Source organism: Pseudomonas sp. zfem005, assembly GCF_032621735.1.
Taxonomy (GTDB): domain Bacteria; phylum Pseudomonadota; class Gammaproteobacteria; order Pseudomonadales; family Pseudomonadaceae; genus Metapseudomonas; species Metapseudomonas solani.
This window is the reverse complement of record NZ_JAVYJE010000009.1, coordinates 73,629-97,177: the sequence shown is the minus strand read 5'-3', so window position 1 is coordinate 97,177 and position 23,549 is coordinate 73,629. Positions and strand designations below refer to the sequence as shown.

Sequence of the window (23,549 nt, the reverse complement as noted above, 5' to 3'; positions counted from 1 at the left end):
CATGCTGTGGTGGTCGGTGGCGCTGGCGTGGGTTCGGGCTCGGGACCGATGGGTTTCGCTGCGCTCTACACCATCCTACGGGGCGGGGATCACCGGGCCGAGGCACAGCTGCATGGCCACGCGGTTGGCGAGGCCGAAGGCTTCTTCCTCCCTGAGACGGCGGATCAGCTCGTCGTGCAGCTCGGCTTCCTCCAGCGGGCGGAAGCCAAGCCGGGCGTAGTAGGGGGCGTTCCAGGGGATGTCGGCGAAGGTGGTCAGGTACAGCGCTTCGTGGCCGCGTGCCTCGGCCCAGTCGCGGGCGGCGGCGATCAGGCGGCGGCCGATGCCGCGACGGCCCAGGGCGGGCAGCACGTCCAGTTCCGCCAGCAGCGCGATGCCGCCGAGCACCTCCACCAGGGCGAAGCCCACGGCCATGCCGCCGCTGTCCTGGGCCACCCACAGGCGGCCTTCGGCCTGCCCCTGGGCCAGCAGCGCCTGGGGCACGGTGGCCTCCCGCAGCAGCTCGGGAATGACGCCCTCCGGGAACAGGCTGGCGGCGGCGCGTTCGATCTCGGCCAGGGCTGCCAGGTGGCGCGGCTCGGCGGGTACCACGGCGTAGTCGTCGGCCTGGCCCATCAACGCCACTCCCCTTGCTGGTCCACCAGGGTGCGCTCGCCCCGGGTCACGCTCAGGTGGCCGTCCTCGCCGACGAAGTAGCGGGTATCGCCGTTGTTGAACTCGTAGCCCAGGGAGTGGCAGGGGGTGACGCCGTCGGCGCACAGGCGCATCAACTGGCGGCCCTTGAGCTCCAGGGTGTTGCCGTTCTTCTTGCTGGTGCCGCGATAGAGCATGTTGTCGCAGCCGACCGTGCCTTCCTCGCACTGGTCGATGATCTCGATGCGGTAGCCGGGGGTTTCCAGGGTCTGGGCCAGCAGCGGGCCGGCGGCGAGCAGCAGGGGCAGGGCGAGGGCGTATCTCATGAAAGAGCGTTCCGGGGCTGGAGTTGGCTGCGGTACTGGCCGGGCGTGATGCCCTTCCAGCGCTTGAAAGCATGGATGAAGTTGGACAGCTCGCCATAGCCGAGGCGTTCGGCGATCTCTTCCAGTCGGATGCCATCGGCGGCCAGCAGTTCCTCGGCCAGGGCATTGCGCACCTCTTCCTGCAGCTGGCGGAAGGAGGTGCCCTCGGCGTCCAGGCGGCGGCGCAGGGTGCGCGAGGTCATGTGCAGTTCGGTGGCGATGCGCTCCATGTCCGGCACCTGGCCGGGCTGCGACAGCAGGCGATCGCGGATGCGCCCGGCGAGCCCGGCACGCACCCGGCGGCGGGCCAGCAGTGCCTTGCACTGGGCCTCGCACTGCTGCGCCACCTGGGGGTTGGCGCCAGGCAGCGGCAGGTCGAGCAGGGCGCGGGCGAAGACCATGCGGTTCTCCGCTGCGGCGAAGCTCGGCGTCACCCCCAGCAGCTCGCGGTAGGGCGTGGGGTCGGCCGGCTCGGGCAGGGCCAGGCTGACGCGGGTCAGCGGCAGGTCGGCGTTGTTCAGGTCGCGCTGCACGCTGAGGGCGCCGGAAATGTCGCGCTCCAGCAGGAAGCCGCGCAGGTCCTCGGGCAGGCCGCGCCCTTCGAGCACCAGGTGCGCTTCGTCGCCGTGTTCTTCCAGGCGCATGCTGTGAAAGGCATAGGTCAGGTCGAGGTAGCGCAGGCCCAGTTCGGCGGCACTGCGGTAGGTGGGGCTGCTGAGCAGGGCGAAGCCCCAGATGCCATAGGTGCTGAGGTGGTAGCGGCGGCCGGCCTTGAGGCCGATACCGGGCATGTGCCCCAGCGCCTGGACGATGTTGCGCACCAGGGCCAGCTCCTGGTCGGCGTTGACCTCGGCGCCGGGGTCGGCGAGGGCGTTCCAGTCCAGGCCGGTGCCGGCCAGGCAGCGTTCCACGGACAGGCCGTGGTCGAGGCCGAACTGGGTGAGCAACTGCACGCTGATGGCGCTGCGGCGGGGTGGCCAGTGGGCGGTGTGGTGCATGGTGGTCGCGGTCCTGGGCGGTTGAACGGGGGCTTCTGTCCGAAAAGCACAATTCGCTGTCCGATGATGCCATAAACAGCGTGCGCCGCCGCGCATTAGCATCCGTTCATCCGCACGCTGGCTGGCCTGGTCCCCGGCGGTTGCGGCGAACATGGGAGATAACAATGAACAACAATCCCCAGCACCCGGCGCCTCTGCGCGTGCTGATCATCGGGGCCGGTTTCGGCGGCCTCGGCCTGGCCATCCGCCTGCAGCAATGCGGCATCGAGGATTTCCTCATCCTCGAAAAGGCCGACGACCTGGGCGGTACCTGGCGCGACAACACCTACCCCGGCGCCGCCTGCGACGTGCCTTCGCACCTCTACTCCTTCTCCTTCGAGCCCAAGCTCGACTGGTCGCGCAAGTTCGCGCCCCAGGCGGAGATCCACGCCTACCAGCAGCAGTGCGCCGAGCGCCACGGCCTGCGCCGGCGCATCCGCTTCGCCACCGAGGTGGCCTCCGCCAGCTTCGACGAGGCGGCGGCGCTGTGGCGGGTGGAGACCACGACGGGCGAGCACTTCAGCGCCCAGGCCCTGGTCAGTGCCTGCGGCCAGCTGAACCGCCCGGCGGTGCCGCGCCTGCCCGGCATCGAGAACTTCAGCGGCGAGGTGTTCCATTCGGCGCGCTGGAACCATGACTACGACCTGGCCGGCAAGCGCGTGGCGGTGATCGGCACCGGTGCCAGCGCCATCCAGTTCGTGCCGCAGATCGCCCGCAAGGTGGCGCAGCTGCACCTGTTCCAGCGCTCTGCCGCCTACGTGATCGCCAAGCCCGACCGCGCCTACCGCCCCTGGGAGCTGGCGTTGATGAAGCGCCTGCCGGCGCTGCAGAAGGTCGACCGCCTGCTCAAGTACGTCCAGCACGAGGCGCGGGCCCTGGCCTTCACCGTGTTCCCGCCGCTGATGAAGGCCATGCGCCTGAGCTTCCACCTGCACCTGGCGCGGGGCATCCGCGACCCCGAGCTGCGCCGGCGCCTGCAGCCGGACTACCCACTGGGCTGCAAGCGCATCCTCATCTCCAACGATTTCTACCCGGCCCTGGCCCAGGACAACGTCGAGCTGGTGGACCAGGCCATCGCCAGCATCAGTGAACGCGGTGTGCTCACCGCCGATGGTCGCGAGCGCGAAGTCGACGCGATCATCTACGGCACCGGTTTCGCCGCCACCGACTTCCTCGCCCCCATGAGCATTCGCGGGCGTGGCGGGCGCGACCTCAACGAGGCCTGGCGCGAGGGTGCCGAAGCCTACCTGGGCATCAGCGTCAGCGGCTTCCCCAACCTGTTCATCCTCTACGGGCCGAACACCAACCTGGGGCACAACTCCATCCTCTACATGCTGGAAAGCCAGTTCGCCTACGTGCTCGGCTGCCTGCACGCGCTGAAGTGCGACGGCCTGCGCTACATGGACCTCAAGCCCGAGGTGCAGCGTCGCTTCAACGACAAGCTGCAGCACGCCGTGCGCCATACCGTGTGGGAGCGCGGTTGCAACAGCTGGTACAAGACCGCCGATGGCCGCAACACCAACAACTGGCCCGGCTTCACCCTGACCTACCGCCAACAGACCCGCCAACCGGAGCTCGACCACTATGAATGCGTCCGTTGATTTCATCGCCCCCGATGCCGGCCAGCCGCTGCTGCGTGCGGTGTTGCGCGGGGGCTTGCGGGTGCTGTTCCGGGGCCTGGTGCGCCCGCCGATGCCCATCGCCGGGCAGCGGGCGGTGATCCGCGCGCTGACGGCCACGCCCGTGTCGATGCGCGGCGTCACCCGCAGCCGCGACAGCCTCGGCGGCGTGCCCTGCGAATGGCACCGCCCGGTAAGCGACAACGGCAGCGTGCTGCTCTACCTGCATGGCGGCGCCTTCCTGATCGGCGCCGCCTCCACCCACCGCGCCATCACCGCCACCCTGGCGCGGCGGGGCGGGTTCGCCGTCTGCGCGCTGGATTACCGCCTGGCGCCCGAGCACCCGTTCCCGGCCGCCCGCCAGGATGCCGTAGCCGCCTACCGTGCCTTGTTGGCCCAGGGCTACGCCAGCGAGCGCATCTTCATCGGCGGCGACTCCGCCGGTGGCAACCTCAGCCTGATCACCGCCCTGGAGCTGGCGCGCCAGGGGCTGCCACAGCCGGCAGGGCTGGTGCTGTTGTCGCCGGTCACCGACTTCAGCGGCGAGCAGATGCACCAGCCGCCGGCGGGCGATCCGCTGCTCAACCCGCTGTGGATGGAGCAGGCCATCAGCCTCTACGCCCCGGCGGGGCTGGACCGCCGCGACCCCGGCCTGTCGCCGATCTACGCCGACCTGGCCGGCCTGCCGCCGATCCTGGTGCAGGTGGGCGAGGACGAATTGCTGCTCAACGACAGCCTGCGCCTGGCGGAGGCGGCGAGGGCCGCCGGGGTGCCGGTGCGCCTGGAGCGCTACCCCGGCCTGTGGCACGTGTTCCAGGCCCACGCCGGCATGCTGCGGGCCGCCGACCAGGCGCTGGCCAGCATCCTCGCCTTCATCCGTGCCCGCAGCGGCGAGGGGGTCTGAAATGCACAACATCCTGATCACCGGGGCCGCCTCCGGCATCGGCCGGGCCACCGCGCGGCTGTTCCACGAGAAGGGCTGGACGGTGGGCCTGCTGGACATCGCCCCGCAGCCCCTGGAGGAACTCTCCGCCGAGCTGGGCGGGCTCTGGTACCAGGCCCTGGACGTCACCGACCTGGCCGCCGTCGAAGGCGCCCTGGCGGACTTCTGCGGGCGCCACGACGGCCAGCTGCGGTTGCTGTTCAACTGCGCGGGGTTGCTGCGTTTCGGCCACTTCGAGGCGATCGACATGGCCGAGCACGCGCGCATCCTCGCGGTGAACGTGCTGGGCCTGGTGCAGATGACCCACGCGGCCTTTCCCTACCTCAAGGCCACCGCCGACGCCCAGGTCATCAACATGGGCTCGGCATCGGGGCTCTACGGCACGCCGCACATGGCCAGCTACTCCGCCTCCAAGTTCGCCGTGCGCGGTTTCACCGAGGGCCTGGAGCTGGAGTGGCGCCGCCATGGCATCCGTGTCGGCGACCTGATGCCGCCCTTCGTGCGCACGCCCATGGTCGAGAGCCAGCGCTTCGAGCCGCCGACCCTGCGCCGCCTGGGGGTCAACCTCAAGGCCGAGGACGTCGCCGAAGCGGCCTGGCAGCAGGCCCATGGCGCCGCCGTGCACCGGCCCATCAGCGCGCTGTTCAAGCTGATGTACTGGTCCGGGCAGGTGTCGCCGCCCTGGATCAGCCGGCTGATCATGGGTTGGTTGAGCCGGGAATAGGGCGCGCTGAGACCCTGCACGCCGGGTTGAGCTCGGATGGTTTTGCGGGCCGGCACCGGATAGTCTGGCCGGCCGCACCTCCCTGGTGCGCCCCGCAAGGAGGCTTTCCATGACCCCCTGGTTTGCTTACGTTTGTCTCGCCCTGTCCATGCTGCTGGTCGGCGGCAATATCGCCATCGGCAAGCTGGTGCTGGCCGAGGTGCCGCTGTTCGTTTTCGCCTGCCTGCGCTTTCTCATCGCCACCCTGGTACTGGCGCCGGGCATGCTGTCGTCCAGGGTGCGCCGGGGTCTGGATGCCACGGCCGGCAAGGGGCTGTTTCTGCAAGCGTTCTTCGGCTGCTTCCTGTTCAGCTTGTTCATGCTCTACGGCGTGCAGCACACCAGTGCCACCAGTGCGGGCATCATCACCAGCGCGACGCCGAGCGTGGTGGCGCTGCTGGCCTGGTTCTGGCTGCGTGAGCAGATCGGCGCCCAGAGTGTGCTGGCGATCCTTCTCGCGGTCTCCGGTATCGCGTTGCTCAATCTGCTGGGCGCAGGTGAGGGCGGCATCGGTAGCGTGCTGGGTAATACCCTGGTGCTGGGCGCGGTGCTGGCGGAGGCGATCTTCGCCATCTACTCGCGGCGCCTGTCCCTGGCGTTGCATCCCTGGGCCATGGCCTTCGGCGTGAACCTCGCCGGTTTGCTGCTGCTCCTGCCACTGGCGCTGTATCAGGGGCGCGCGCTGGACGGGTTGGCGATAAGTCCGGCGACCTGGGGCTGGGTGCTGTTCTATGCGCTGAGCGCCAGCGTGCTGTCCTTCCTCCTCTGGTACCGCGGCATCAGCCAGGTACAGGCCAGCGTGGCCGGGCTGTTCACCGGGTTGATGCCGGTGGGCGCGGTGCTGGTGGGCGGCTTGCTGCTGGGCGAGGGGCTGGATGCCGGTCAGGCGCTGGGCATGGCACTGGTGCTGGGGGCCATCGGCCTTGGCGGGCTGGCGGAGCGACGGGCGGTTTCGTCCGGCGACGCCTGAATGCCGCCCGTCGTGCCGGGGGCGGGAAAATTCGCCCTCCGGCGGGCAGACCGGCCGAGCTGACGCTACCCTGCATGCTGATGCAGTAGATCGTTGTGCGTGAGCTGAAGCAGCGGCCGGTTCCGCTTTCGCGGGCCTGGCCAGGGCCGTGTCCCGCGTCCGTGGGGCAGCCCCGTGGCGGCGCCGCCGGGCGTCGCGAGGCCGAATCCTTCGGCCGTCTACAAGCGAAACTCATCAATCGCCAGAGAGGAGGTCGTAACCATGAGCACAACCTTCCACGATGACGTCAGCAGCAATGTTCTGCGCCGCATGAAAGAGGGCGGTTTCGATTTCGCCCGTGTGCACCCCATCGAGTTCTACGCCATCTTCCCCGACGAGGACCGGGCCCGGATGGCGGCGCGAAAATTCAGTGGCGAGTGGTTGAATGCCCAGGTTTCCCCCCGTGACGACGGGGCCTGGCACCTGCAGGTGAGCAAGGTCATGTATGCCACCCATTCCGGTATCGGTGATTTCGAGCACGACCTGGAGGAGCTGGTCGTACCACTGGGCGGAACCCTGGATGGATGGGGCGTGACCCAGGAATTGGCGGCGCCCGCGCGCTGAATTCCCGTTCCCTTGTGCAATCACCGGCCAGCCTCGTGCTGGCCGGTGCCGTTTCCGCAGTCGGAAAACTTACATTTTCCTGACTCGACCTCGGCACGGGCTTTGCCTCAGACTGCGGAAACGGAGGGTTCACATGACCGATATCCTGATTCTTACCCACGCGGATTTCTGCCCGCCCGGCCACCTCGCGAGCCTGCTGGACGCGGAGCAGCGGGCCTTCACGGTGCTGCGCGTGGACCAGGGCGAGTTGCAGGGCTATGACCTCGACCGCCCGAAAGCGGTAGCCGTGATGGGCGGGCCGATGAGCGTGAACGACCCACTGCCCTGGATCGAGGCAGAAATCGAAGCGCTGCGGCATTTCATCGCGCGGGACATCCCCATCATCGGCCACTGCCTCGGTGGCCAGTTGCTGGCGCGGGCGCTGGGTGCCGCGGTGCACCGCATGCCCTACACCGAGATCGGCTGGCAGCCCCTGGAGAAACGCGCACTGGCGGTGGGCAACCCCTGGGTGGCGCACCTGCCCATGCAGTTCCCGGTCTACCAGTGGCACAGCGACACCTTCGACCTGCCCAGCGGCGCCCAATGGCTGTTCGACAGCCCCTGGTGCCCGAATCAGGGCTTCGCCTGGGGCGACAAGGTGCTGGCCCTGCAAGGCCACCCGGAAATGACCGAGGAACTGGTGCAGCTGTGGCTGACCGACTGGGCCCACCTGCTCGACGAGACCCAGCCCAGCCAGCAGGCCAAGGGCCGCATGCTCACCGACCTGCCGGCCAAGGTGGAGGCGCTGCACGGGGTGGCGGAGGGGTTCTACCGCCGCTGGCTGGACCTGGCCTTCCAGGATCAGCCCCTGCGCATGGCCCCCGCCTTGAGCGCCTAGCGTTGGGTTCCGGTGGGCTGAAGCGGAGCGCCGCCCGGCCCACCCTACGGCAGGGCGTCGAGTGCTTCGCGCAACAGTTCGTAGGGCGGGTGAAACCCGCGGCGTTACGCACCATTGTCGGGTTGCACCCGACCTACATCAGGCGCAGACCCTGTAGGGGCGAATTCATTCGCCAAGCGGTGCGCAGCGCCGCCGCTCTCTTGCCGGCCCGACGCCATGCCGTAATCGACCCCGCCTGGTGGAGGTAAAAAGCGACCTCCACCCTACGCAGCGGTCAGGCCCGGGGTGGGAGCCAATTCATTCGCGAAGAGGGTCGCGCGGCGCCCCGGGAAGGCCCGCTAACGCCCACCCATGATCGCGATGTAGTCCTGGGTCCAGCGGCTGTAGGGCACACACTGCCCGTCGCCGCACTTGGCCTGGGGTGTCTTCCAGAAGGCGATCTTGTCGAACTGGTCGTAGCCGTTGGTGGCGCAGCCGCCGGCGCCGAGCAGTTCGCTGCCGCTGCAGCCCTTGGGCACCGCCGGCACCGAGCCGAACCAGGCGGCCACATCGCCCTGCACCTTGGGCTCCAGGGACCAGTTCATCCATTTGTAGGCGCAGGTCGGGTGCTTGGCCTCGGCGTGCAGCATGGTGGTGTCGGCCCAGCCGGTGGAGCCCTCCACGGGAATGGTGGAGGCGATGGGTTGCTTGTCGCCGCGCAGGGCGTTGACCTGGTAGGGCCAGGAGCCCGAGGCGACCACGCCTTCGTTCTTGAAGTCGCTCATCTGCACCGTCGCGTCGTGCCAGTAGCGGTGGATCAGCGGCTGCTGGCCGCGCAGCAGGGCGATCACGGCGGCGTACTGCTCTTCGTTCAGCGCATAGGGGTCGCCGATGCCCAGTTCGGGCCGGGTGGTGCGCAGGTAAAGGGCGGCGTCGGCGATGTAGATGGGGCCGTCATAGGCCTGCACGCGGCCCTTGTTGCTCTTGCCGTCGGGCAGGGTGGTTTCCTCGAACACCACCTTCCAGCTGGTCGGCGCCTTGGGGAACACCTGGGTGTTGTACATCAGCACGTTCGGCCCCCACTGGTAGGGCGTGCCGAAGTGCTGCCCGGCCACGCTGTGCCAGGGGGCGTCCTTGAGCCGGTCGTCGAGGTTCTTCCAGTTGGGGATCAGCGCGACGTTGATCGGCTGCACGCGCTTGCCCGCCACCAGGCGCAGGGAGGCATCGCCCGAGGCGGTGACCAGGTCGTAGCCGCCCTTGGCCATCAGGCTGACCATCTCGTCGGAGGTGGCGGCGGTCTTCACGTTGACCTTGCAGCCGCTGTCCTTCTCGAAGGCGGTGACCCAGTCGTAGGCCTTGTCGGTTTCGCCGCGCTCGATGTAGCCGGGCCAGGCAATGATGTCGAGCGCCCCTTCGCCCTCGCCGAGCTGCTTGAGGGGTTCGGCGGCCTGCAGCGCGCCGCTGAGCAACAGGCTGGCGCAGGCGAAGGCCGGGAGGGTGGTCCGGATGAAAGGCATGGTCGACTCCTGTTGCGGCTGCGGGCGGAGCCTGGGCGGCGGACGCCGGAGCGGCGGGCCTTGAGGCGGGAGGTGCTCAAGCCAGCGTAGTTCGGGGCCTGTGGCCTGACAAGCGCGGTTACCGATGGCGCCGGGCAGGCGCGCGGGCGTGTCCTAGACTGCTTGCGTGGGCGCATTCGCGATAAGCGAAGAAATAGGGAACAAGTACGCGCAGGCCCCCGTCCTAATTCGTATCGCCGCCAAACGGGGCGGTAGTCACCGTTCCGCTCTACCGCCTGCACCAAGGCAGTGCGCGGTGGCGAGTGGCTGATTGCAAGTCATTGATACGTATAGGGTTGAGTCGCTGGCACGAGGCTTGCGACTGCAAGATGGTCGGTGGTGACAAGGAGTCCGGCATGGCCCGCACCTTTTTTGACGAAATGTATGACGCGAACGGCGACTGTCGTCCGCATTATCGGGAATTCGCCCGCTGGTTGGCCGATACCCCCGAGGAACTGCTTGCCCAGAGGCGGCGCGAAGCCGACCTGCTGTTCCACCGGGCAGGCATCACCTTCACCCTCTACGGGGACGAGCAGGGCACCGAGCGCCTGATCCCCTTCGACACCATTCCCCGTTCCATCCCCATGAGCGAGTGGCGCGTCGTCGAACGCGGCTGCATCCAGCGCGTCAAGGCGCTGAACATGTTCCTCGCCGACCTCTACCACGGCCAGCGCATCATCAAGGCGGGCATCGTCCCGGCCGAGCAGGTGCTGGCCAACGAGGGCTACCAGATCGCCATGCAGGGCCTGGACCTGCACCGCGACATCTACGCCCATATCGCCGGCGTGGACCTGGTGCGCGACGGCGATGGCACCTACTACGTGCTCGAAGACAACCTGCGCACTCCCAGCGGCGTCAGCTACATGCTGGAAGACCGCAAGATGATGATGCGCCTGTTCCCCGAGCTGTTCTCGGCCCAGCGCGTAGCCCCCATCGACCACTACCCGAACCTGCTGCTGGAGACCCTCAAGAGCTCCAGCCCGCTGGATAACCCCAGCGTCGTGGTGCTCACCCCGGGGCGTTTCAACAGCGCCTATTTCGAGCACGCCTTCCTTGCCCGCGAGATGGGCGTGGAACTGGTGGAGGGCGCCGACCTGTTCGTCCGCGACGACCGCGTCTACATGCGTACCACCTCCGGCCCGCAGCCGGTGGACGTGATCTACCGTCGCCTCGACGATGCCTTCCTCGACCCGCTGGCCTTCAACCCGGATTCCATGCTCGGCGTGCCCGGCCTGCTGGCGGCGTACCGCTCCGGCAACGTGGTGCTGGCCAACGCCATCGGCACCGGGGTGGCGGACGACAAGTCGGTCTACCCCTATGTCGGCGACATGATCCGCTTCTACCTCGACGAGGAGCCCATCCTCGCCAACGTGCCCACCTGGCAGTGTCGCAAGCCCGAGGAGCTGTCCCACGTGCTGGCCAACCTGCCGGAACTGGTGGTGAAGGAAACCCAGGGCTCCGGCGGCTACGGCATGCTGGTCGGCCCGGCCGCCACCAAGGCCGAGATCGAAGCCTTCCGCGAACGCCTCAAGGCGCGCCCGGAGGCCTACATCGCCCAGCCCACGCTGAGCCTCTCCACCTGCCCGACCTTCGTCGAGAAGGGCATCGCCCCGCGGCATATCGACCTGCGCCCGTTCGTCCTCTCCGGCCGCGAAACGCGCCTGGTGCCGGGCGGCTTGACGCGCGTCGCGCTGCGCGAAGGCTCGCTGGTGGTCAACTCGTCGCAGGGCGGCGGTACCAAAGACACCTGGATCGTGGAGGACTGACCCGTGCTGAGCCGTACTGCCTCCGATCTGTACTGGATGTCGCGCTACCTGGAACGCGCCGAGAACCTCGCGCGCATGCTCGATGTGAGTTACTCGCTGTCGCTGATGCCCCAGGACGGCCGTGGCGATGGCCTGGAAGAGCTGGCCATGCCGCTGCTGATCACCGGCACCCTGGACGCCTACCTGACCCGCCACGGCCAGCTCCACGCCGAGCGCATGCTGCACTTCTTTGCCCTCGATGCGGAGAACCCGGCGAGCATCTACAGCTGCCTGGGGGCCGCCCGTACCAACGCCCATGCCGTGCGCGGCCGCATCACCGCCGACATGTGGGAGAACATCAACGCCACCTGGCTGGAGATGCGCGGCATCGCCGGCGAGGGCCTGGGGCGCTATGGCATCAAGCGCTTCTGCGAGTGGGTCAAGGAGCGTTCGCACCTGTTCCGCGGCGCCACCTTCGGCACCATCATGCGCCACGACCCCTACCGCTTCATCCGTCTCGGAACCTTCATAGAACGTGCGGACAATACGCTGCGCCTGCTCGATGCACGCTACGAGATGCTCGGCGAGGAGGCGGAGGAGGTCAGCGATACGTCCGCACGTGGCTACTACCAGTGGAGCGCCTTGCTCCGCGCGCTGTCGTCCTTCGAGGCGTACACGGAAGTCTTCCGTGGCTCGCCCGGTGCGCGCCAGGTGTCCGAGCTGCTGTTGCTGCGCCCCGATGTGCCGCGCTCCCTGCGGGCCTGCATGGAGGAGCTCAACCTGATCCTCTCCAGCCTGCCCGGCGAGAACGGCCGGCCGGCCCAGCGCCTGGCCGCCGAGCTGGATGCACGCCTGCGCTACACGAGCATCGACGAGATCCTCGGTGAGGGCCTGCACGGCTGGCTCACCGACTTCATTCTGCTGGTTCGCCAATTGGCCAGAGCGATCCACAGCTCTTATCTGGAGGCCGTATGAAACTGTCCATCCGCCACGAAACCACCTATCGCTACGACGACCAGGTTCGCGCGAGCATCCAGTACCTGCGCCTGACGCCCCACGACAGCGAGCGCCAGCACATCCTCAGCTGGCAGCTCGACCTGCCACGCCCGGTGCGCGCGCAGATCGACCCCTACGGCAACATCCTCCACGTGCTGACCCTGGATGAACCCCACGAGGCCATCGTCATCGGCGCCCGTGGCCAGGTGGAGATCGACGAGCACAGCGAGGCCGAGCACGACAAGCTCTCGGCGCTGCCCTTCCTGCGCTCCACCCGCCTGACTGCGGCGGACGAGGCATTGCGTGCCTTCGCCCACACCCACTGCCAGCTGCGGCCAGAGCGCAGCGGCCTGATCACCCTGATGGACGCGCTGCACGAGCACATCGACTACCAGACCGGCGTCACCGCCGTGGACAGCACCGCCGCCGAGGCCTTCGCCGGTCGCGCGGGGGTTTGCCAGGACCATACCCACGCCTTCCTCGCCTGCGCCCGCACCCTCGGCGTGCCGGCGCGCTTCGTCTCCGGCTACTTGTACAAGGAGAACAACGCCCACCTGGTCAGCCACGCCTGGGCGGAAGCCTGGCTGGGCGATGCCTGGTACAGCTTCGACGTCACCAACCGTCTGTCCCGCCCGGAGCGCCACCTCAAGCTCGCCGTCGGCCTGGACTATCTGGACGCCTGCCCGGTGCGCGGCATGCGCCGTGGCGGCGGCGAGCAGATGCACGCACGTGCGGACGTCGCCGTACCGCCGTTGCTGATGGTCCAGGAACAGCAGTAACACGCGTCACAGGACTTCTCGCCGCATCACCGGTCATTCGACTGCCCGCCTGCCATCCCGGCAGGCACGGGCCGGTGATGCCGAAGCGCAAGGCGCGGGGGAGGCGGGGGGCATATAAAAACGGGAGAGAACCATGACCTACTGCGTCGCCATGCACCTTGCCGATGGCCTGGTGTTCGTTTCCGATTCGCGCACCAACGCGGGCATCGACCACATCGCCACCTTCCGCAAGCTCTTCACCTTCGGCACGCCGGGCGAACGCCTGATCGTGCTGCAGACGGCGGGCAACCTGGCCACCTCGCAATCGGTGGTCAACCTGCTCAAGCAGCGCCTGGGCAGCACCCTGGTGAACCTCGACAGCGTGCCCACGCTCTACGACGCCACCGCCCTGGTCGCCGAGACCATCCGCGAAGTGGTGGCCCGCGACGGCGCGCCGCTGGCGGGCAACACCGACCTGACCTGTTCGTTCCTGGTCGGCGGGCAGATCGCCGGCCAGCCGCCCGCGCTGTACAGCATCTACCCCCAGGGCAACTTCATCCAGGCCACCGAGGACACGCCCTTCCTGCAACTGGGGGAGAGCAAGTACGGCAAGCCGATCCTCGATCGCAACCTCAAGCACGACACCAGCCTGGAGGAGGCACTGCGCTGCGCGCTGGTCTCCTTCGACTCCACCATCCGCAGTAACCTCTCGGTGGGCATGCCGCTGGACCTGCTGGTCTACCACACCGACAGCCTGATCCTCCCCGCCGGCTACCGCGTCACCGAAGACGACGAGTACTACGAAGGCGTGCGCCGCCAATGGGCCGCCGGCCTGCACGAGGTGCTGGAGAAGCTGCCGGCGCCGCCGGCGGAGTACAACGTCTGACGGCGAAGTCACGGGGGGCGCGAAAGAGCGGGCGAATGAATTCGCCCCTACAGGGTTGCCAGGCTGGGCATCGCTGCGTTGGGCCTCGCTGCGCTCGGCGCCAAACTACGGCACCGGCTGTGGGTGCCTGTAGGTCGGGTGCAACCCGACAAGGACCGTGCACGAGGCCACGCGGGTTTCACCCGCCCTACGGACTGCGAGAAGGGCGGGCAGGGTGCCGGCTTTATCGCGAATGAATTCGCTCCTACGGGTTGCGCCCGTCCCTAGGCCGGCACTTCGCTGCGGCGGATCTGTTCGAGGATGCTGGGGTCGTCGATCGCCCCGTCGTCCAGCAGCAGGAACAGCTTGCTGATGATCTCGCTGGTGCGTGCGTCGCTGTCGGCGAAGGGCAGGTAGAGGTCATCCGCCGGCTTGCCGGCAGGGACGATGCACAGGTAGTTGCCCGGTTCGATGTGGATGACGCCGCTGCCCAGGTGCAGCCGGTAGCGTGCGCGGCTGCCGGTGATGTGGGCGTGGTGGCCTTCGCAGCGCACGTTGGCCAGCCCCAGGTCGGCCACCAGTGCCTGTACCAGCTCGGCGCGGCGCTGGATGGTCTCGGCGCTGCCGGCGTGGCTGGCGGTCTCGCCGGTGAAGGCCACCGAGACGATCAGGTCGGCGTCGCGCAGGGTTTCGGAGAACAGCAGCGGCGGCACCTCCTCCAGCGGCAGGGCGGCGCGGTCGCGGACGAACTCAACCTCCCGCAGGGTGATGGCCTCGGTCAGGGGCAGGTAGCGCTGCGCATCGGGGAAGTTGACGAAGGCGTACAGGCCCTGGCCCCAGTTGCGGAACACTTCCTCGCCGTCGTGGGTGGTCCAGCCCCGGGCCCGCAGCAGGCGCGCGGCCACGGCGCTGCGCAGCACATGGCCGGCGAAGCGCAGGGACTTCAGGCCGTTCTCCCGCTCGGCCGGGGTCAGCAGGTACAGCTCGCGGAACACCTGCTTGAACGGCTGCACCCGGCGCTGGGCCACCAGGGCCTTCTGCCAGGCGGAGAGCGCCCCGGCTTCGAACAGGTGCAGGGGGTGGGCGATCAGCAGCGGGCCGTCGATGGCACGGGCCGGTCCCGCCAGGGGGCAGAGGGTGAAGGCGTCGCCGTCCAGCCAGCCCAGCAGGCCGTCACCGTCGCGCAGCACCAGGTGGTCCAGCAGCAGGCGCGCCGCCGGCATGCGCAGCAGCTGGCGCAGCTGCGTCAGCTCCAGGGCCTCGCCCCGCGCCATCATGGCTTCCAGGGTCAGGCGGAAGCGGCGGATCTGGTCCTTCATGCGGGCCTGCAGGGTCTTCAGCTCGGCCAGGCCTTCGTGCTTGCGCAGGGCGGGGGGTACGGACTTCAGGCGCTTGCCGTCCTTGCTGGCGACCATGACCGGGTTGAGCCCCTGCAATTCCAACCACAGGTCGTAGCCGTCCAGGCGCAGGCGGTCCGGGGTCTGTTCGGCGATCTCCGCTTCCATCGCCCATTCCAGGCGGGTGGCGTCGCCGTAGCCGGCGGTGCGGGCGAGGTTCTCCAGCCCGGCCTGGATGGCGGCCTGGGAGTTGGCCTGGCGCTCGGCGCCGTAGCGTTCCACTTCGCGGTGATAACGCTTCAGGGCCAGGTAGCGCTCGCGGGTTTCGTCCGCGCCGCTGATGGGCAGCAGGCCGTAGGCGCGCAGGGCGGCCTGGGCGTGGCGCTGCAGCTTCTTCTCCAGGGCCTTGCGCTCCAGGCCGCGGAAGGCGTCCAGCAGCAGGCGGGTATTGGGAAAGGCCCAGGGCGTGCCGTCGAGGGTGGCCAGGTAGTCGGTGAGGTGCCCGGCGTCGGCCTGGTCCAGGGCGGCCTGCAGGGCGGGGCGGTCCACCACGCCCAGCTCCGGGTCATCGCTGCTTTGCAGGTCTTCCACCAGTCGCCCGCTGTGGTCGACGGCCAGCGCCAGGTCGAGGTAGAGGCGTTGCAGGGGCTTCAGGTCGCTCCAGCTGAGGGCGTCCAGCACCGCTTCGCTGGCCGCGCCGCTGTAGGGCAGGGCGGTGAGCAGGCTGGCGCGGGGGAAGCCGGCGAGCTGCTTGGCCAGTTCAGCCTCGTCGTCCTTTTCCAGTTGGCCGACGTCGAGCAGGGCGGTCAGTACCCGGCCCAGGTGGTTTTCGTAGTGTCTTTCGAGGGCATCCGGCGCCAGATCGAGGCGCGACAGTTCGCGCACGCCGGCCAGCAGCCACTGTGCAGTGGAGATTCCGGGCTCATCGATCAGGCTTCGCAACAGCGTGGCGCTGTCCGGCAGTTGGGCCAGCGCGTGATCGACGAACTCGGCGTTGAGCGCGTCGAGCTGTTGCTCGCCCGTGCTGTCGCCTTGGACGAGGGGTGGCAGCGTGCACAGGCTGTCTGCCCAGGTGTGCACCGCGCGCTCGTGCAGGGCCGCATCCAGGCGGCCGGCTTCGGCCAGGGCCACGGCGAAGCGCCGGATGGCCTCCGTTGCCTTGCCTTGGTAGACCTCGGCGAGGCGCGGGTAGTCAGCGTCTTCGGCGGGGCTGGGGCGGTCCCAATCGCCGCCGAGCAGCCACTGGGCGAAGTCCAGCCAGGCACCGTCGACGGGGTAGCCGGCGAGCAGCTCCAGGCATTCCTCCAGGTCGGGCGAGACCCAGGCGCCGGTGGGGTAGTGCCAGTGGGCCTGGGCCTTGAAGCCGGGTTGCAGGGCGTAGTCGCTGTCTTCGAAGGCCTGGGTCAGCATGTGCCGCACACGCCGTTCCAGGGCCTGGAAGCCATAGGCGCCGGGGTGCGCCGTGACGCCCGCGTGGCTGGCGATCTGGGCCAGGCGCTGGCGGGTGTAGAGGTGCTCAGTCTCGTCGTGGCCCCAGATGCGCGGGAAGACCAGGGCATCCACCAGGGCGGGCTGGCCGTCAGGGCCGGCTTCGGCGAGGAAGGCGTCGGCCAGGGCGAGGCCGTCGACCTCGTCCCAGAACGGGTGCTGGTAGCCGTCTTCGGCCAGCAGGGCGTCGCGCTCGGGCAGGGCATCCAGGGTGCGGTCGAGGAAGGCATCGAGCAGGGCGATGCGGGCCTGCTGGCGGGTGTCGGCTTGGTAATGCTGCATGGGGAGTCCGTTCGTCATGGGCTTAACCACCCACCAGTGGGACCAGGCGCAGGAAGGTGAGCCGGGCCTGGGCGGGCAGGTCGAGGGAGTGGTCGAGGTCGTGGAGCATCTGGCCGTCGAGGAGGACGCGGTAGCGGCGCTGGCGGAAGCCATCCAGGGCGCGCTGCACCTCGGTTTCGGCGTCTATCCGTGGGGCGCCGGGCACCTGGGTGCGCAGCTTGATGGCGCCCCGGGCGGACTGGTGGCGGATGTCTTCTTCGCTGAGGTAGCCGGGGCCGCTGCTGGCCTGCAGGCGGTCCAGCCAGCGCTCGGTGGTCTGTTCGGCCACGACATGCAGCACCACCCGGCGGATCAGCTCGCCCAGGGTGAGCCGGGAAGCGTCCAGGTGCAGGTTCAGGTCCGGGGTGAGGGCCTCGTTGCGGGCCCCGCGAAGGACCAGGCTTTCGACGTGGAGCTCGGTGCTCATGCTGGCTCTCCCGGCCGGCGGTTCAGGTGGGAGAGCGTAGCGCCGGCGCGGTTGGCGGAGAAGCCCGGCCGCCACCGTCCGTGAGGGCCGTCACGGCGTCTTGCGACCGCTCATGTGGCGCAGGTAGGCGACCAGCTGTTCCAGCTGCGCGTCGTCGATCACCGCAGCCGGGAAGGCGGGCATGCGCCCTTGCGGCCAGCGACGCATGGCCTGCGGGTCGCGGATGTAGCGCTGGAGGAAGCCTTCGGCGAAGTATTCGGTGGGGTTGTAGGGCAGGTTGAGGTCGGGGCCGAACTGGGCGTCGCCGGCACCGTTGAGGCGGTGGCAGGCCAGGCAGTTCTTCTGGAACTGGGCGAAGCCGGCCTGGATGTCGGCGCTTGCATCGCTCGCCGGCAGCAGCGCGGGGAAGCGCTCGGCGACCGCAGCCAGGTAGCGCAACTTCGCCACCTGGAAGGGCCACTGTTCCGGGCCTATGCCGCCGGCCTGCGGGTCCGTCCACACCAGGTAGAAGGGCCCGGCGCTGGGCTTGCCCTTGGCCAGGGGTGGCCAGGGCTTGCCCGGGTCTTCCACCGCTAGCCAGGCCCGGGCGCCCTCCTTGGCGAGCAGGGGCGTGGCGGGCAATTCGGCGGCGAACCCATCCAGCGCCACGGCTTGCAGGTGCTGGCCGGGTTCGACCCCGTCCAGCAAGGCCGCCAGGGGCAGGGCGCGGTAATGCATGGTGCGCTTGTAGGCGACGTCGGCGGGTACCTCGATATCCCGCGTCTGGGGGTGGGCCAGCAGCCTGGCGCTGTCCCAGCGCTGCGTGCCGCCGGGCAATTCGAGCAGCAGCTCGGCGGCGTGCAGGGTAGGGGTCAGCAACAGCAGGCAGAACAGCAGGTGGCGCATCAGGGTGTGTCCAGAATCGGCTTGAGGGTGGTGTAGCCGCCGGCATTCTGCACATTGGTGTAGCCCCTGGCACGCAGATCGTCCTGGGCGATGCCGGAGCGGCGACCGCTTCGACAGTAGAGGACGATAGGGGTCTGCTTGTCCGGTGCCAGTTCCGCGATTTTCGTACCAATGTCTTCGAAGCCGATGTAACGGGCACCGGGCAAGGCTCCTGCCTCGATTTCTTCCGGCGTACGCACGTCGATCAGCACAGCGCCCGGTTGCTTCAGTGCTTCCAGCGCCGCGGCCTGGTCGACATCGGCGGCGAGTGCGGGAAGGCTGAGGGAAAGGGCCAGTGTGGCGAGCATCTTGCGCATGGTGTAACTCCCTGAAAAACAAGAACCCTTGGACCCTAGCACAATTGCCGGAGGTCATCGCCAGCCGTTAGGATCGGGCCTTTCCGTCATTCCACGCCCCTCCGGGCTAAGGAGCGGGCCATGCTGGCCGCGCTGTTCGCCGTCATGGCGCCGATCCTCATCACTGCTGGCATCGGCTATGCCTGGGCACGTTCCGGGCAGAATTACCCAACAGACTTTATCGCTCGTCTGGTTCTTAACGTGGGCACGCCGAGCCTGGTGCTTTCCACCCTCAGCCAGGCGGAAATCGACAAGCACGCCTTCGGCCAGATCGCCATCGCCTGCCTGCTCACCACACTGGTGATGGGCGTGATCGGCCTGGGCCTGAGCCGGGCCATGAAACAGGACTGGCGCGTGCTGGTGCCGGCCTTCCTGTTCCCCAATTCCGGGAACATGGGCCTGCCGGTGGCGCTCTACGCGTTCGGCGAGCCGGGCCTGGCCCTGGCGGTGGGCTTCTTCCTGGCCCTGGCGGTGGTGCAGTTCAGCCTGGGGCTGCTGCTCTCGGGCAGCGAGCGTTCGGTGAAGAAGCTGTTCATCAACCCCATCGTCATCAGCCTGGCCCTGGCCATTCCGCTGATCCTCTTCGACCTGACACTGCCGCGCTGGCTGGCCAACACCATCGAGCTGCTGGGCGGCATGACCATCCCGCTGATGCTGCTGACCCTGGGCGTGTCCCTTGCCAGCATCCGCGTCGGCCACCTGGGCAGCGGCCTGCTGCAGGGGGCGTTGCGCATCCTCTTCGGTGCGGGCGTGGGCTGGGGAGTGGGCCTGGCATTGCAGCTGGAGCCGCTGACCCTGGGTGTGCTGGTGATGCAGTCGGCGATGCCGGTGGCGGTGTTCAACTATCTGCTGGCGGTGCGCGCCGGGCGTTCGCCGGAGCAGGTGGCGAGCCTGGTGATGTGTTCGACGCTGTTGTCGTTCGTGACCATTCCGCTGTTGCTGGCCTGGTGGCTACCTGCGCTGCGTTGACCGCAGGGCGCGGTGCGCAGCACAGGACGATGCCCGCGTTGTCAGCTGACCAGCCGGGTCAGGTTGGGGAGGATGAGGATGACGGTAGTGGCGAATACGATGAGGCTCGCTTGCCGCATTTTCGGCTGTTTGAACATAGCCTTGTGCCTTTGTTTTTGTTGGAGGCGCCATGCGTCGGGCGTGAACGGCCTGCCGGTCGGCGTGGCCGCCTCCTTGGCGGTGGGTGGACAAAGCCGCCCCGGCAAAACCCGGCAGCGACCTCTGACAACCTCAACTCTAGGGGCCGGTTCCCCGGCCCTTTAGAACGCTTGGGATCAACAGCCCGCTGCTTAGAACGCCGTTCGCGGGTCGCCCCGGGCCTGTGGATGGCAACCCTTGAGCCAGACACATCGCGTTGACCTGGGAGTCAGGTGACCGTTCGTCTGAGCGCAGAAGTCAATGGCACTGAGCAGTTCGGTCATTGAGTGCGGCCCGCGTGCCGCTAAGGTAAGCCCACAGCGGTCGGCCCCTGGCTGGCCCCTCTGCCTAACGACAAGAGAGAACCCCATGACCGAAGCATATATCTACGACGCGGTGCGCACGCCCCGCGGCAAGGGCAAGAAGGACGGCGCGCTGCACAGCGTCAAGCCGGTCAACCTGATCGCCGGCCTGCTCAAGGCCCTGGAAGCGCGCAACACGCTGGATACCAGCCAGGTCGACGATATCGTGCTCGGTTGCGTGACCCCGGTGGGCGACCAGGGCGCCGACATCGCCAAGACCGCCGCGCTGGTGGCCGACTGGGACGAGACCGTCTCCGGCCAGCAGATCAACCGCTTCTGCGCCTCGGGCCTGGAAGCCGTCAACCTCGCCGCGATGAAGGTGCGCTCCGGCTTCGAAGACCTGGTGGTGGCCGGTGGCGTGGAATCCATGTCGCGCATCCCCATGGGCTCCGACGGCGGTGCCTGGGCCATGGACCCGGAAACCAACCTGCACACCCACTTCGTGCCCCAGGGCATCGGTGCCGACCTGATCGCCACCCTCGAAGGCTTCAGCCGCCAGGACGTCGACGCCTTCGCCCTGCGCTCCCAGCAGAAGGCCGCCCGCGCCAGCGCCGACGGCTCGTTCAAGAAATCCCTGGTGCCGGTCACTGACCAGAACGGCATCGTGCTGCTGGACCATGACGAATTCATCCGTGGCGAATCCACCCTCGAAGGCCTCGGCGCGCTGAAGCCGAGCTTCGAGATGATGGGCCAGATGGGCTTCGACGCCACCGCCCTGCGCAAGTACAGCCATGTCGAGCGCATTGAGCACGTGCACACCCCGGGCAACAGCTCCGGCATCGTCGACGGCGCCGCCGCCATGCTCATCGGCTCCGCCGCCAAGGGCAAGGAACTGGGCCTCAAGCCCCGCGCGCGCATCGTTGCCACCGCGGTGACCAGCACCGACCCGACCATCATGCTCACCGGCCCGGCACCGGCCACCCGCAAGGCCCTGGCCAAGGCCGGCCTGGCGGTGGGCGACATCGACCTGTTCGAGGTCAACGAAGCCTTCGCCTCGGTGGTGATGAAGTTCATGAAGGACATGGGCGTGCCGGAGGAGAAGGTCAACGTCAACGGCGGCTCCATCGCCATGGGCCACCCCCTGGGCGCCACCGGTTGCGCCATCCTCGGCACCCTGCTCGACGAGCTGGAGAAGCGCCAGCTGCGCTATGGCCTCGCCACCCTCTGCGTGGGCGGCGGTATGGGTATTGCCACGATCATTGAGCGCATCTGAAGGAGCTATCAGGGGCTGCTGCCGCGTAGCTCGCGACGTCCCTGATGCGCTCCCCGAACATTGGGATTGAAAAAAAATGACTGACGCCATCCGTTACGAAAAAGGCCAGGACAACATCGTCGTCCTGACCATCGACATGCCCGGCCAGAGCGCCAACACCATGAACGCGGTGTACCGCGAGGCCATGGGCGCCACCGTGGACCGCCTGGAAGCCGAGAAGGATTCCATCGCCGGGGTCATCGTCACCTCCGCCAAGAAGACCTTCTTCGCCGGCGGCGACCTCAACGAACTGATCAAGGTCACCAAGGCTGATGCCAACGGCTTCTACCAGATGATCCTCAAGATCAAGGGCCAGCTGCGCCGCCTGGAAAGCCTCGGCAAGCCCGTGGTCGCCGCCATCAATGGCGCGGCCCTGGGCGGCGGCTGGGAAATCTGCCTGGCCTGCCACCACCGCATTGCCGTGGACGAAAGCCACGTCCAGCTCGGCCTGCCGGAAGTCACCCTGGGCCTGCTCCCCGGTGGCGGCGGCGTGGTACGCATGGTGCGCCTGCTGGGTATCGAGAAGGCGCTGCCGTACCTTGCCGAAGGCAAGAAGGTGCGCCCGGACCAGGCCCTCAAGGCCGGCCTGATCCACGACATTGCCAAGGGCCGCGACGAGCTGCTGGCCAAGGCCCGCGCCTTCATCGCCGCCAACCCCAGCGCCGTGCAGCCCTGGGACGTGAAGGGCTACAAGATCCCCGGCGGCACCCCGTCGACTCCCGCCGTGGCCCAGATGCTGGCCATCGCCCCGAGCGTGCTGCGCGACAAGACCAAGGGCTGCTTCCCGGCACCGGAGAAGATCATGTGCGCCGCCGTCGAAGGCGCTCAGGTGGACTTCGACACCGCCCAGCTGATCGAGGCGCGCTACTTCACCGAGCTGACCACCGGCCAGGTGGCGAAGAACATGATCGGCACCTTCTGGTTCCAGCTGAACGAGATCAACGCCGGCAGCTCCCGTCCCAAGGGCCCGGCCCGCTATGAAACCAGGAAAGTGGGCGTGCTCGGCGCCGGCATGATGGGCGCGGGCATCGCCTACGTCTCCGCCGCCGCCGGCATTGAGGTGGTGCTCAAGGACGTCTCCATCGAAGCCGCCGAGAAGGGCAAGGCGTACTCCGCCGGCCTGCTGGACAAGAAGGTCTCCCGTGGCCACCTGAGCGCCGAGAAGCGCGACGCTTTCCTCGCCCGCATCAAGCCGACCGTGGATGACGCCGACTTCGAAGGCTGCGACCTGATCATCGAAGCCGTGTTCGAAAACCGCGAACTCAAGGGCAAGGTCACCGCCGCCGCGGAAACCCATGCACTGGCCGACGCGGTGATCGCCTCCAACACCTCCACGCTGCCGATCACCGGCCTGGCCGCTGCCGTGGCCAAGCCGGAGAAGTTCATCGGCCTGCACTTCTTCAGCCCGGTCGACAAGATGCCCCTGGTGGAAATCATCCGTGGCGAGAAGACCTCGGACGAGACCCTGGCCCGTGGCTTCGACTACGTGCTGCAGATCAAGAAGACCCCGATCGTGGTCAACGACAGCCGCGGCTTCTTCACCTCGCGGGTGTTCGGCACCTTCACCAACGAAGGCATCGCCATGCTCGGCGAGGGCGTATCGGCGGCGATGATCGAGAACGAGACCCGCCAGGCCGGCATGCCCGTGGGCCCGCTGGCGATCTCCGACGAGGTCTCCATGAGCCTGATGACCCACATCCGCAACCAGACCGCCGCCGACCTCAAGGCCGAAGGCAAGGCGCTGCCGCAGCACCCGGCCTTCGCCGTGATCGACCTGATGGTCAACGAGTACAAGCGCCCCGGCAAAGCCGCCGGCGGTGGCTTCTACGAGTACCCGGCCAGCGGCAAGAAGCGCCTGTGGCCGGAGCTGAAAGCGCGCTTCGAGAAGGCCGACCAGCAGATCCCGGCGGAGGACGTGCGTGACCGCATCCTTTTCATCCAGGCCATCGAGACCGTGCGCTGCGTGGAGGAGGGCGTGCTGCACTCCACCGCCGACGCCAACATCGGTTCGATCTTCGGCATCGGTTTCGCCGCCTGGAGCGGTGGCGCCCTGCAGTTCATCAACCAGTACGGCGTGCAGGACTTCGTCGCCCGCGCCAAGTACCTGGCCGAGCAGTACGGCGAACGCTTCGAGCCGCCGGCCCTGCTGCTGGAGAAGGCCGCCAAGGGAGAGGGTTTCTGATTCCCTGATGGCGTAAACACAAAGCCGGCCCCTGGGCCGGCTTTG

21 protein-coding genes are annotated in these 23,549 nt (G+C 68.2%); 13 read left to right on the top strand and 8 right to left on the bottom strand.

Annotation, left to right across the window (positions count from 1 at the left end):
- Positions 1-75: 75 nt before the first annotated feature.
- The 3 genes from RTW82_RS20430 to RTW82_RS20420 are packed head-to-tail and all read right to left on the bottom strand — an operon-like array spanning position 76 to position 1,996.
- The gene (locus RTW82_RS20430) at positions 76-615 is read right to left on the bottom strand and encodes a GNAT family N-acetyltransferase (RefSeq protein ID WP_316926265.1); all 540 of its coding nucleotides are present in this window, start codon (positions 613-615) and stop codon (positions 76-78) included.
- Complete coding sequence (locus RTW82_RS20425; RefSeq protein WP_316926264.1) at positions 615-959, bottom strand: hypothetical protein; 345 nt, start codon at positions 957-959, stop codon at positions 615-617. Before RTW82_RS20425 ends, RTW82_RS20430 begins: the two co-directional genes overlap by 1 nt.
- Positions 956-1,996 (bottom strand): AraC family transcriptional regulator, encoded by a 1,041-nt coding sequence (locus RTW82_RS20420; protein WP_316926263.1) that lies wholly within the window; start codon positions 1,994-1,996, stop codon positions 956-958. Before RTW82_RS20420 ends, RTW82_RS20425 begins: the two co-directional genes overlap by 4 nt.
- A 164-nt stretch (positions 1,997-2,160) precedes the next feature.
- Between RTW82_RS20420 and RTW82_RS20415 the strand changes: the two genes are divergently transcribed.
- The 6 genes from RTW82_RS20415 to RTW82_RS20390 all read left to right on the top strand — a co-directional run bounded on the left by RTW82_RS20415 (position 2,161) and on the right by RTW82_RS20390 (position 7,810).
- A complete protein-coding gene (locus RTW82_RS20415) occupies positions 2,161-3,636 on the top strand; it encodes an NAD(P)/FAD-dependent oxidoreductase (RefSeq protein ID WP_316926262.1) in 1,476 nt (491 codons plus the stop codon).
- Positions 3,620-4,558 carry an alpha/beta hydrolase gene (locus RTW82_RS20410; RefSeq protein ID WP_316926261.1) on the top strand — a complete coding sequence of 313 codons (939 nt, stop codon included), beginning with the start codon at positions 3,620-3,622 and terminating at the stop codon, positions 4,556-4,558. The genes RTW82_RS20415 and RTW82_RS20410 overlap by 17 nt, the downstream gene beginning before the upstream one ends.
- Position 4,559: 1 nt before the next feature.
- Complete coding sequence (locus RTW82_RS20405; protein ID WP_316926260.1) at positions 4,560-5,321, top strand: SDR family oxidoreductase; 762 nt, start codon at positions 4,560-4,562, stop codon at positions 5,319-5,321.
- 109 nt (positions 5,322-5,430) lie between these two features.
- A complete protein-coding gene (locus tag RTW82_RS20400) occupies positions 5,431-6,330 on the top strand; it encodes a DMT family transporter (protein WP_316926259.1) in 900 nt (299 codons plus the stop codon).
- A 261-nt stretch (positions 6,331-6,591) separates the two neighbouring features.
- A complete protein-coding gene (locus tag RTW82_RS20395; protein WP_021222644.1) occupies positions 6,592-6,933 on the top strand; it encodes a ribonuclease E inhibitor RraB in 342 nt (113 codons plus the stop codon).
- 133 nt (positions 6,934-7,066) lie between these two features.
- Positions 7,067-7,810: a type 1 glutamine amidotransferase gene (locus RTW82_RS20390; protein WP_021222643.1), complete on the top strand. Its 744-nt coding sequence runs from the start codon at positions 7,067-7,069 to the stop codon at positions 7,808-7,810.
- Between the two features lie 338 nt (positions 7,811-8,148).
- Here the strand turns inward: RTW82_RS20390 and ydcS are convergent, their stop codons facing one another.
- Positions 8,149-9,306 carry a putative ABC transporter substrate-binding protein YdcS gene (gene ydcS, locus RTW82_RS20385; protein WP_316926258.1) on the bottom strand — a complete coding sequence of 386 codons (1,158 nt, stop codon included), beginning with the start codon at positions 9,304-9,306 and terminating at the stop codon, positions 8,149-8,151.
- A gap of 395 nt (positions 9,307-9,701) precedes the next feature.
- Between ydcS and RTW82_RS20380 the strand changes: the two genes are divergently transcribed.
- The 4 genes from RTW82_RS20380 (at position 9,702) to RTW82_RS20365 (ending at position 13,730) form a co-directional block, all read left to right on the top strand.
- Positions 9,702-11,111 (top strand): circularly permuted type 2 ATP-grasp protein, encoded by a 1,410-nt coding sequence (locus RTW82_RS20380; protein ID WP_021222641.1) that lies wholly within the window; start codon positions 9,702-9,704, stop codon positions 11,109-11,111.
- 3 nt (positions 11,112-11,114) lie between these two features.
- On the top strand, positions 11,115-12,065 hold the full coding sequence (locus tag RTW82_RS20375; RefSeq protein ID WP_021222640.1) for an alpha-E domain-containing protein: 951 nt from the start codon (positions 11,115-11,117) through the stop codon (positions 12,063-12,065).
- Entirely contained in the window at positions 12,062-12,865 is an 804-nt protein-coding gene (locus tag RTW82_RS20370; RefSeq protein WP_316926257.1) for a transglutaminase family protein, read from the top strand. Before RTW82_RS20375 ends, RTW82_RS20370 begins: the two co-directional genes overlap by 4 nt.
- Before the next feature lie 133 nt (positions 12,866-12,998).
- On the top strand, positions 12,999-13,730 hold the full coding sequence (locus RTW82_RS20365; RefSeq protein ID WP_111264281.1) for a proteasome-type protease: 732 nt from the start codon (positions 12,999-13,001) through the stop codon (positions 13,728-13,730).
- A gap of 263 nt (positions 13,731-13,993) precedes the next feature.
- On the opposite strand, the gene RTW82_RS20360 is transcribed toward RTW82_RS20365, so the two are convergent.
- From RTW82_RS20360 to RTW82_RS20345, 4 genes are all read right to left on the bottom strand, one after another.
- Positions 13,994-16,816, bottom strand: coding sequence for a DUF4132 domain-containing protein (locus tag RTW82_RS20360; protein WP_316926256.1), 2,823 nt, complete (start codon positions 16,814-16,816; stop codon positions 13,994-13,996).
- A 22-nt stretch (positions 16,817-16,838) separates the two neighbouring features.
- Complete coding sequence (locus RTW82_RS20355) at positions 16,839-17,282, bottom strand: hypothetical protein (protein ID WP_316926255.1); 444 nt, start codon at positions 17,280-17,282, stop codon at positions 16,839-16,841.
- 90 nt (positions 17,283-17,372) lie between these two features.
- Positions 17,373-18,167: a cytochrome c gene (locus RTW82_RS20350; protein ID WP_316926254.1), complete on the bottom strand. Its 795-nt coding sequence runs from the start codon at positions 18,165-18,167 to the stop codon at positions 17,373-17,375.
- The gene (locus RTW82_RS20345; RefSeq protein WP_316926253.1) at positions 18,167-18,523 is read right to left on the bottom strand and encodes a rhodanese-like domain-containing protein; all 357 of its coding nucleotides are present in this window, start codon (positions 18,521-18,523) and stop codon (positions 18,167-18,169) included. Before RTW82_RS20345 ends, RTW82_RS20350 begins: the two co-directional genes overlap by 1 nt.
- A gap of 120 nt (positions 18,524-18,643) precedes the next feature.
- Here RTW82_RS20345 and RTW82_RS20340 point away from each other — a divergent pair, with 120 nt between their 5' ends.
- The 3 genes from RTW82_RS20340 to RTW82_RS20330 all read left to right on the top strand — a co-directional run bounded on the left by RTW82_RS20340 (position 18,644) and on the right by RTW82_RS20330 (position 23,504).
- A complete protein-coding gene (locus RTW82_RS20340) occupies positions 18,644-19,531 on the top strand; it encodes an AEC family transporter (RefSeq protein ID WP_043244162.1) in 888 nt (295 codons plus the stop codon).
- Between the two features lie 546 nt (positions 19,532-20,077).
- Entirely contained in the window at positions 20,078-21,283 is a 1,206-nt protein-coding gene (locus RTW82_RS20335) for an acetyl-CoA C-acetyltransferase (RefSeq protein ID WP_316926252.1), read from the top strand.
- A gap of 76 nt (positions 21,284-21,359) precedes the next feature.
- The gene (locus tag RTW82_RS20330; protein WP_316926251.1) at positions 21,360-23,504 is read left to right on the top strand and encodes a 3-hydroxyacyl-CoA dehydrogenase NAD-binding domain-containing protein; all 2,145 of its coding nucleotides are present in this window, start codon (positions 21,360-21,362) and stop codon (positions 23,502-23,504) included.
- Positions 23,505-23,549: the final 45 nt, after the last annotated feature.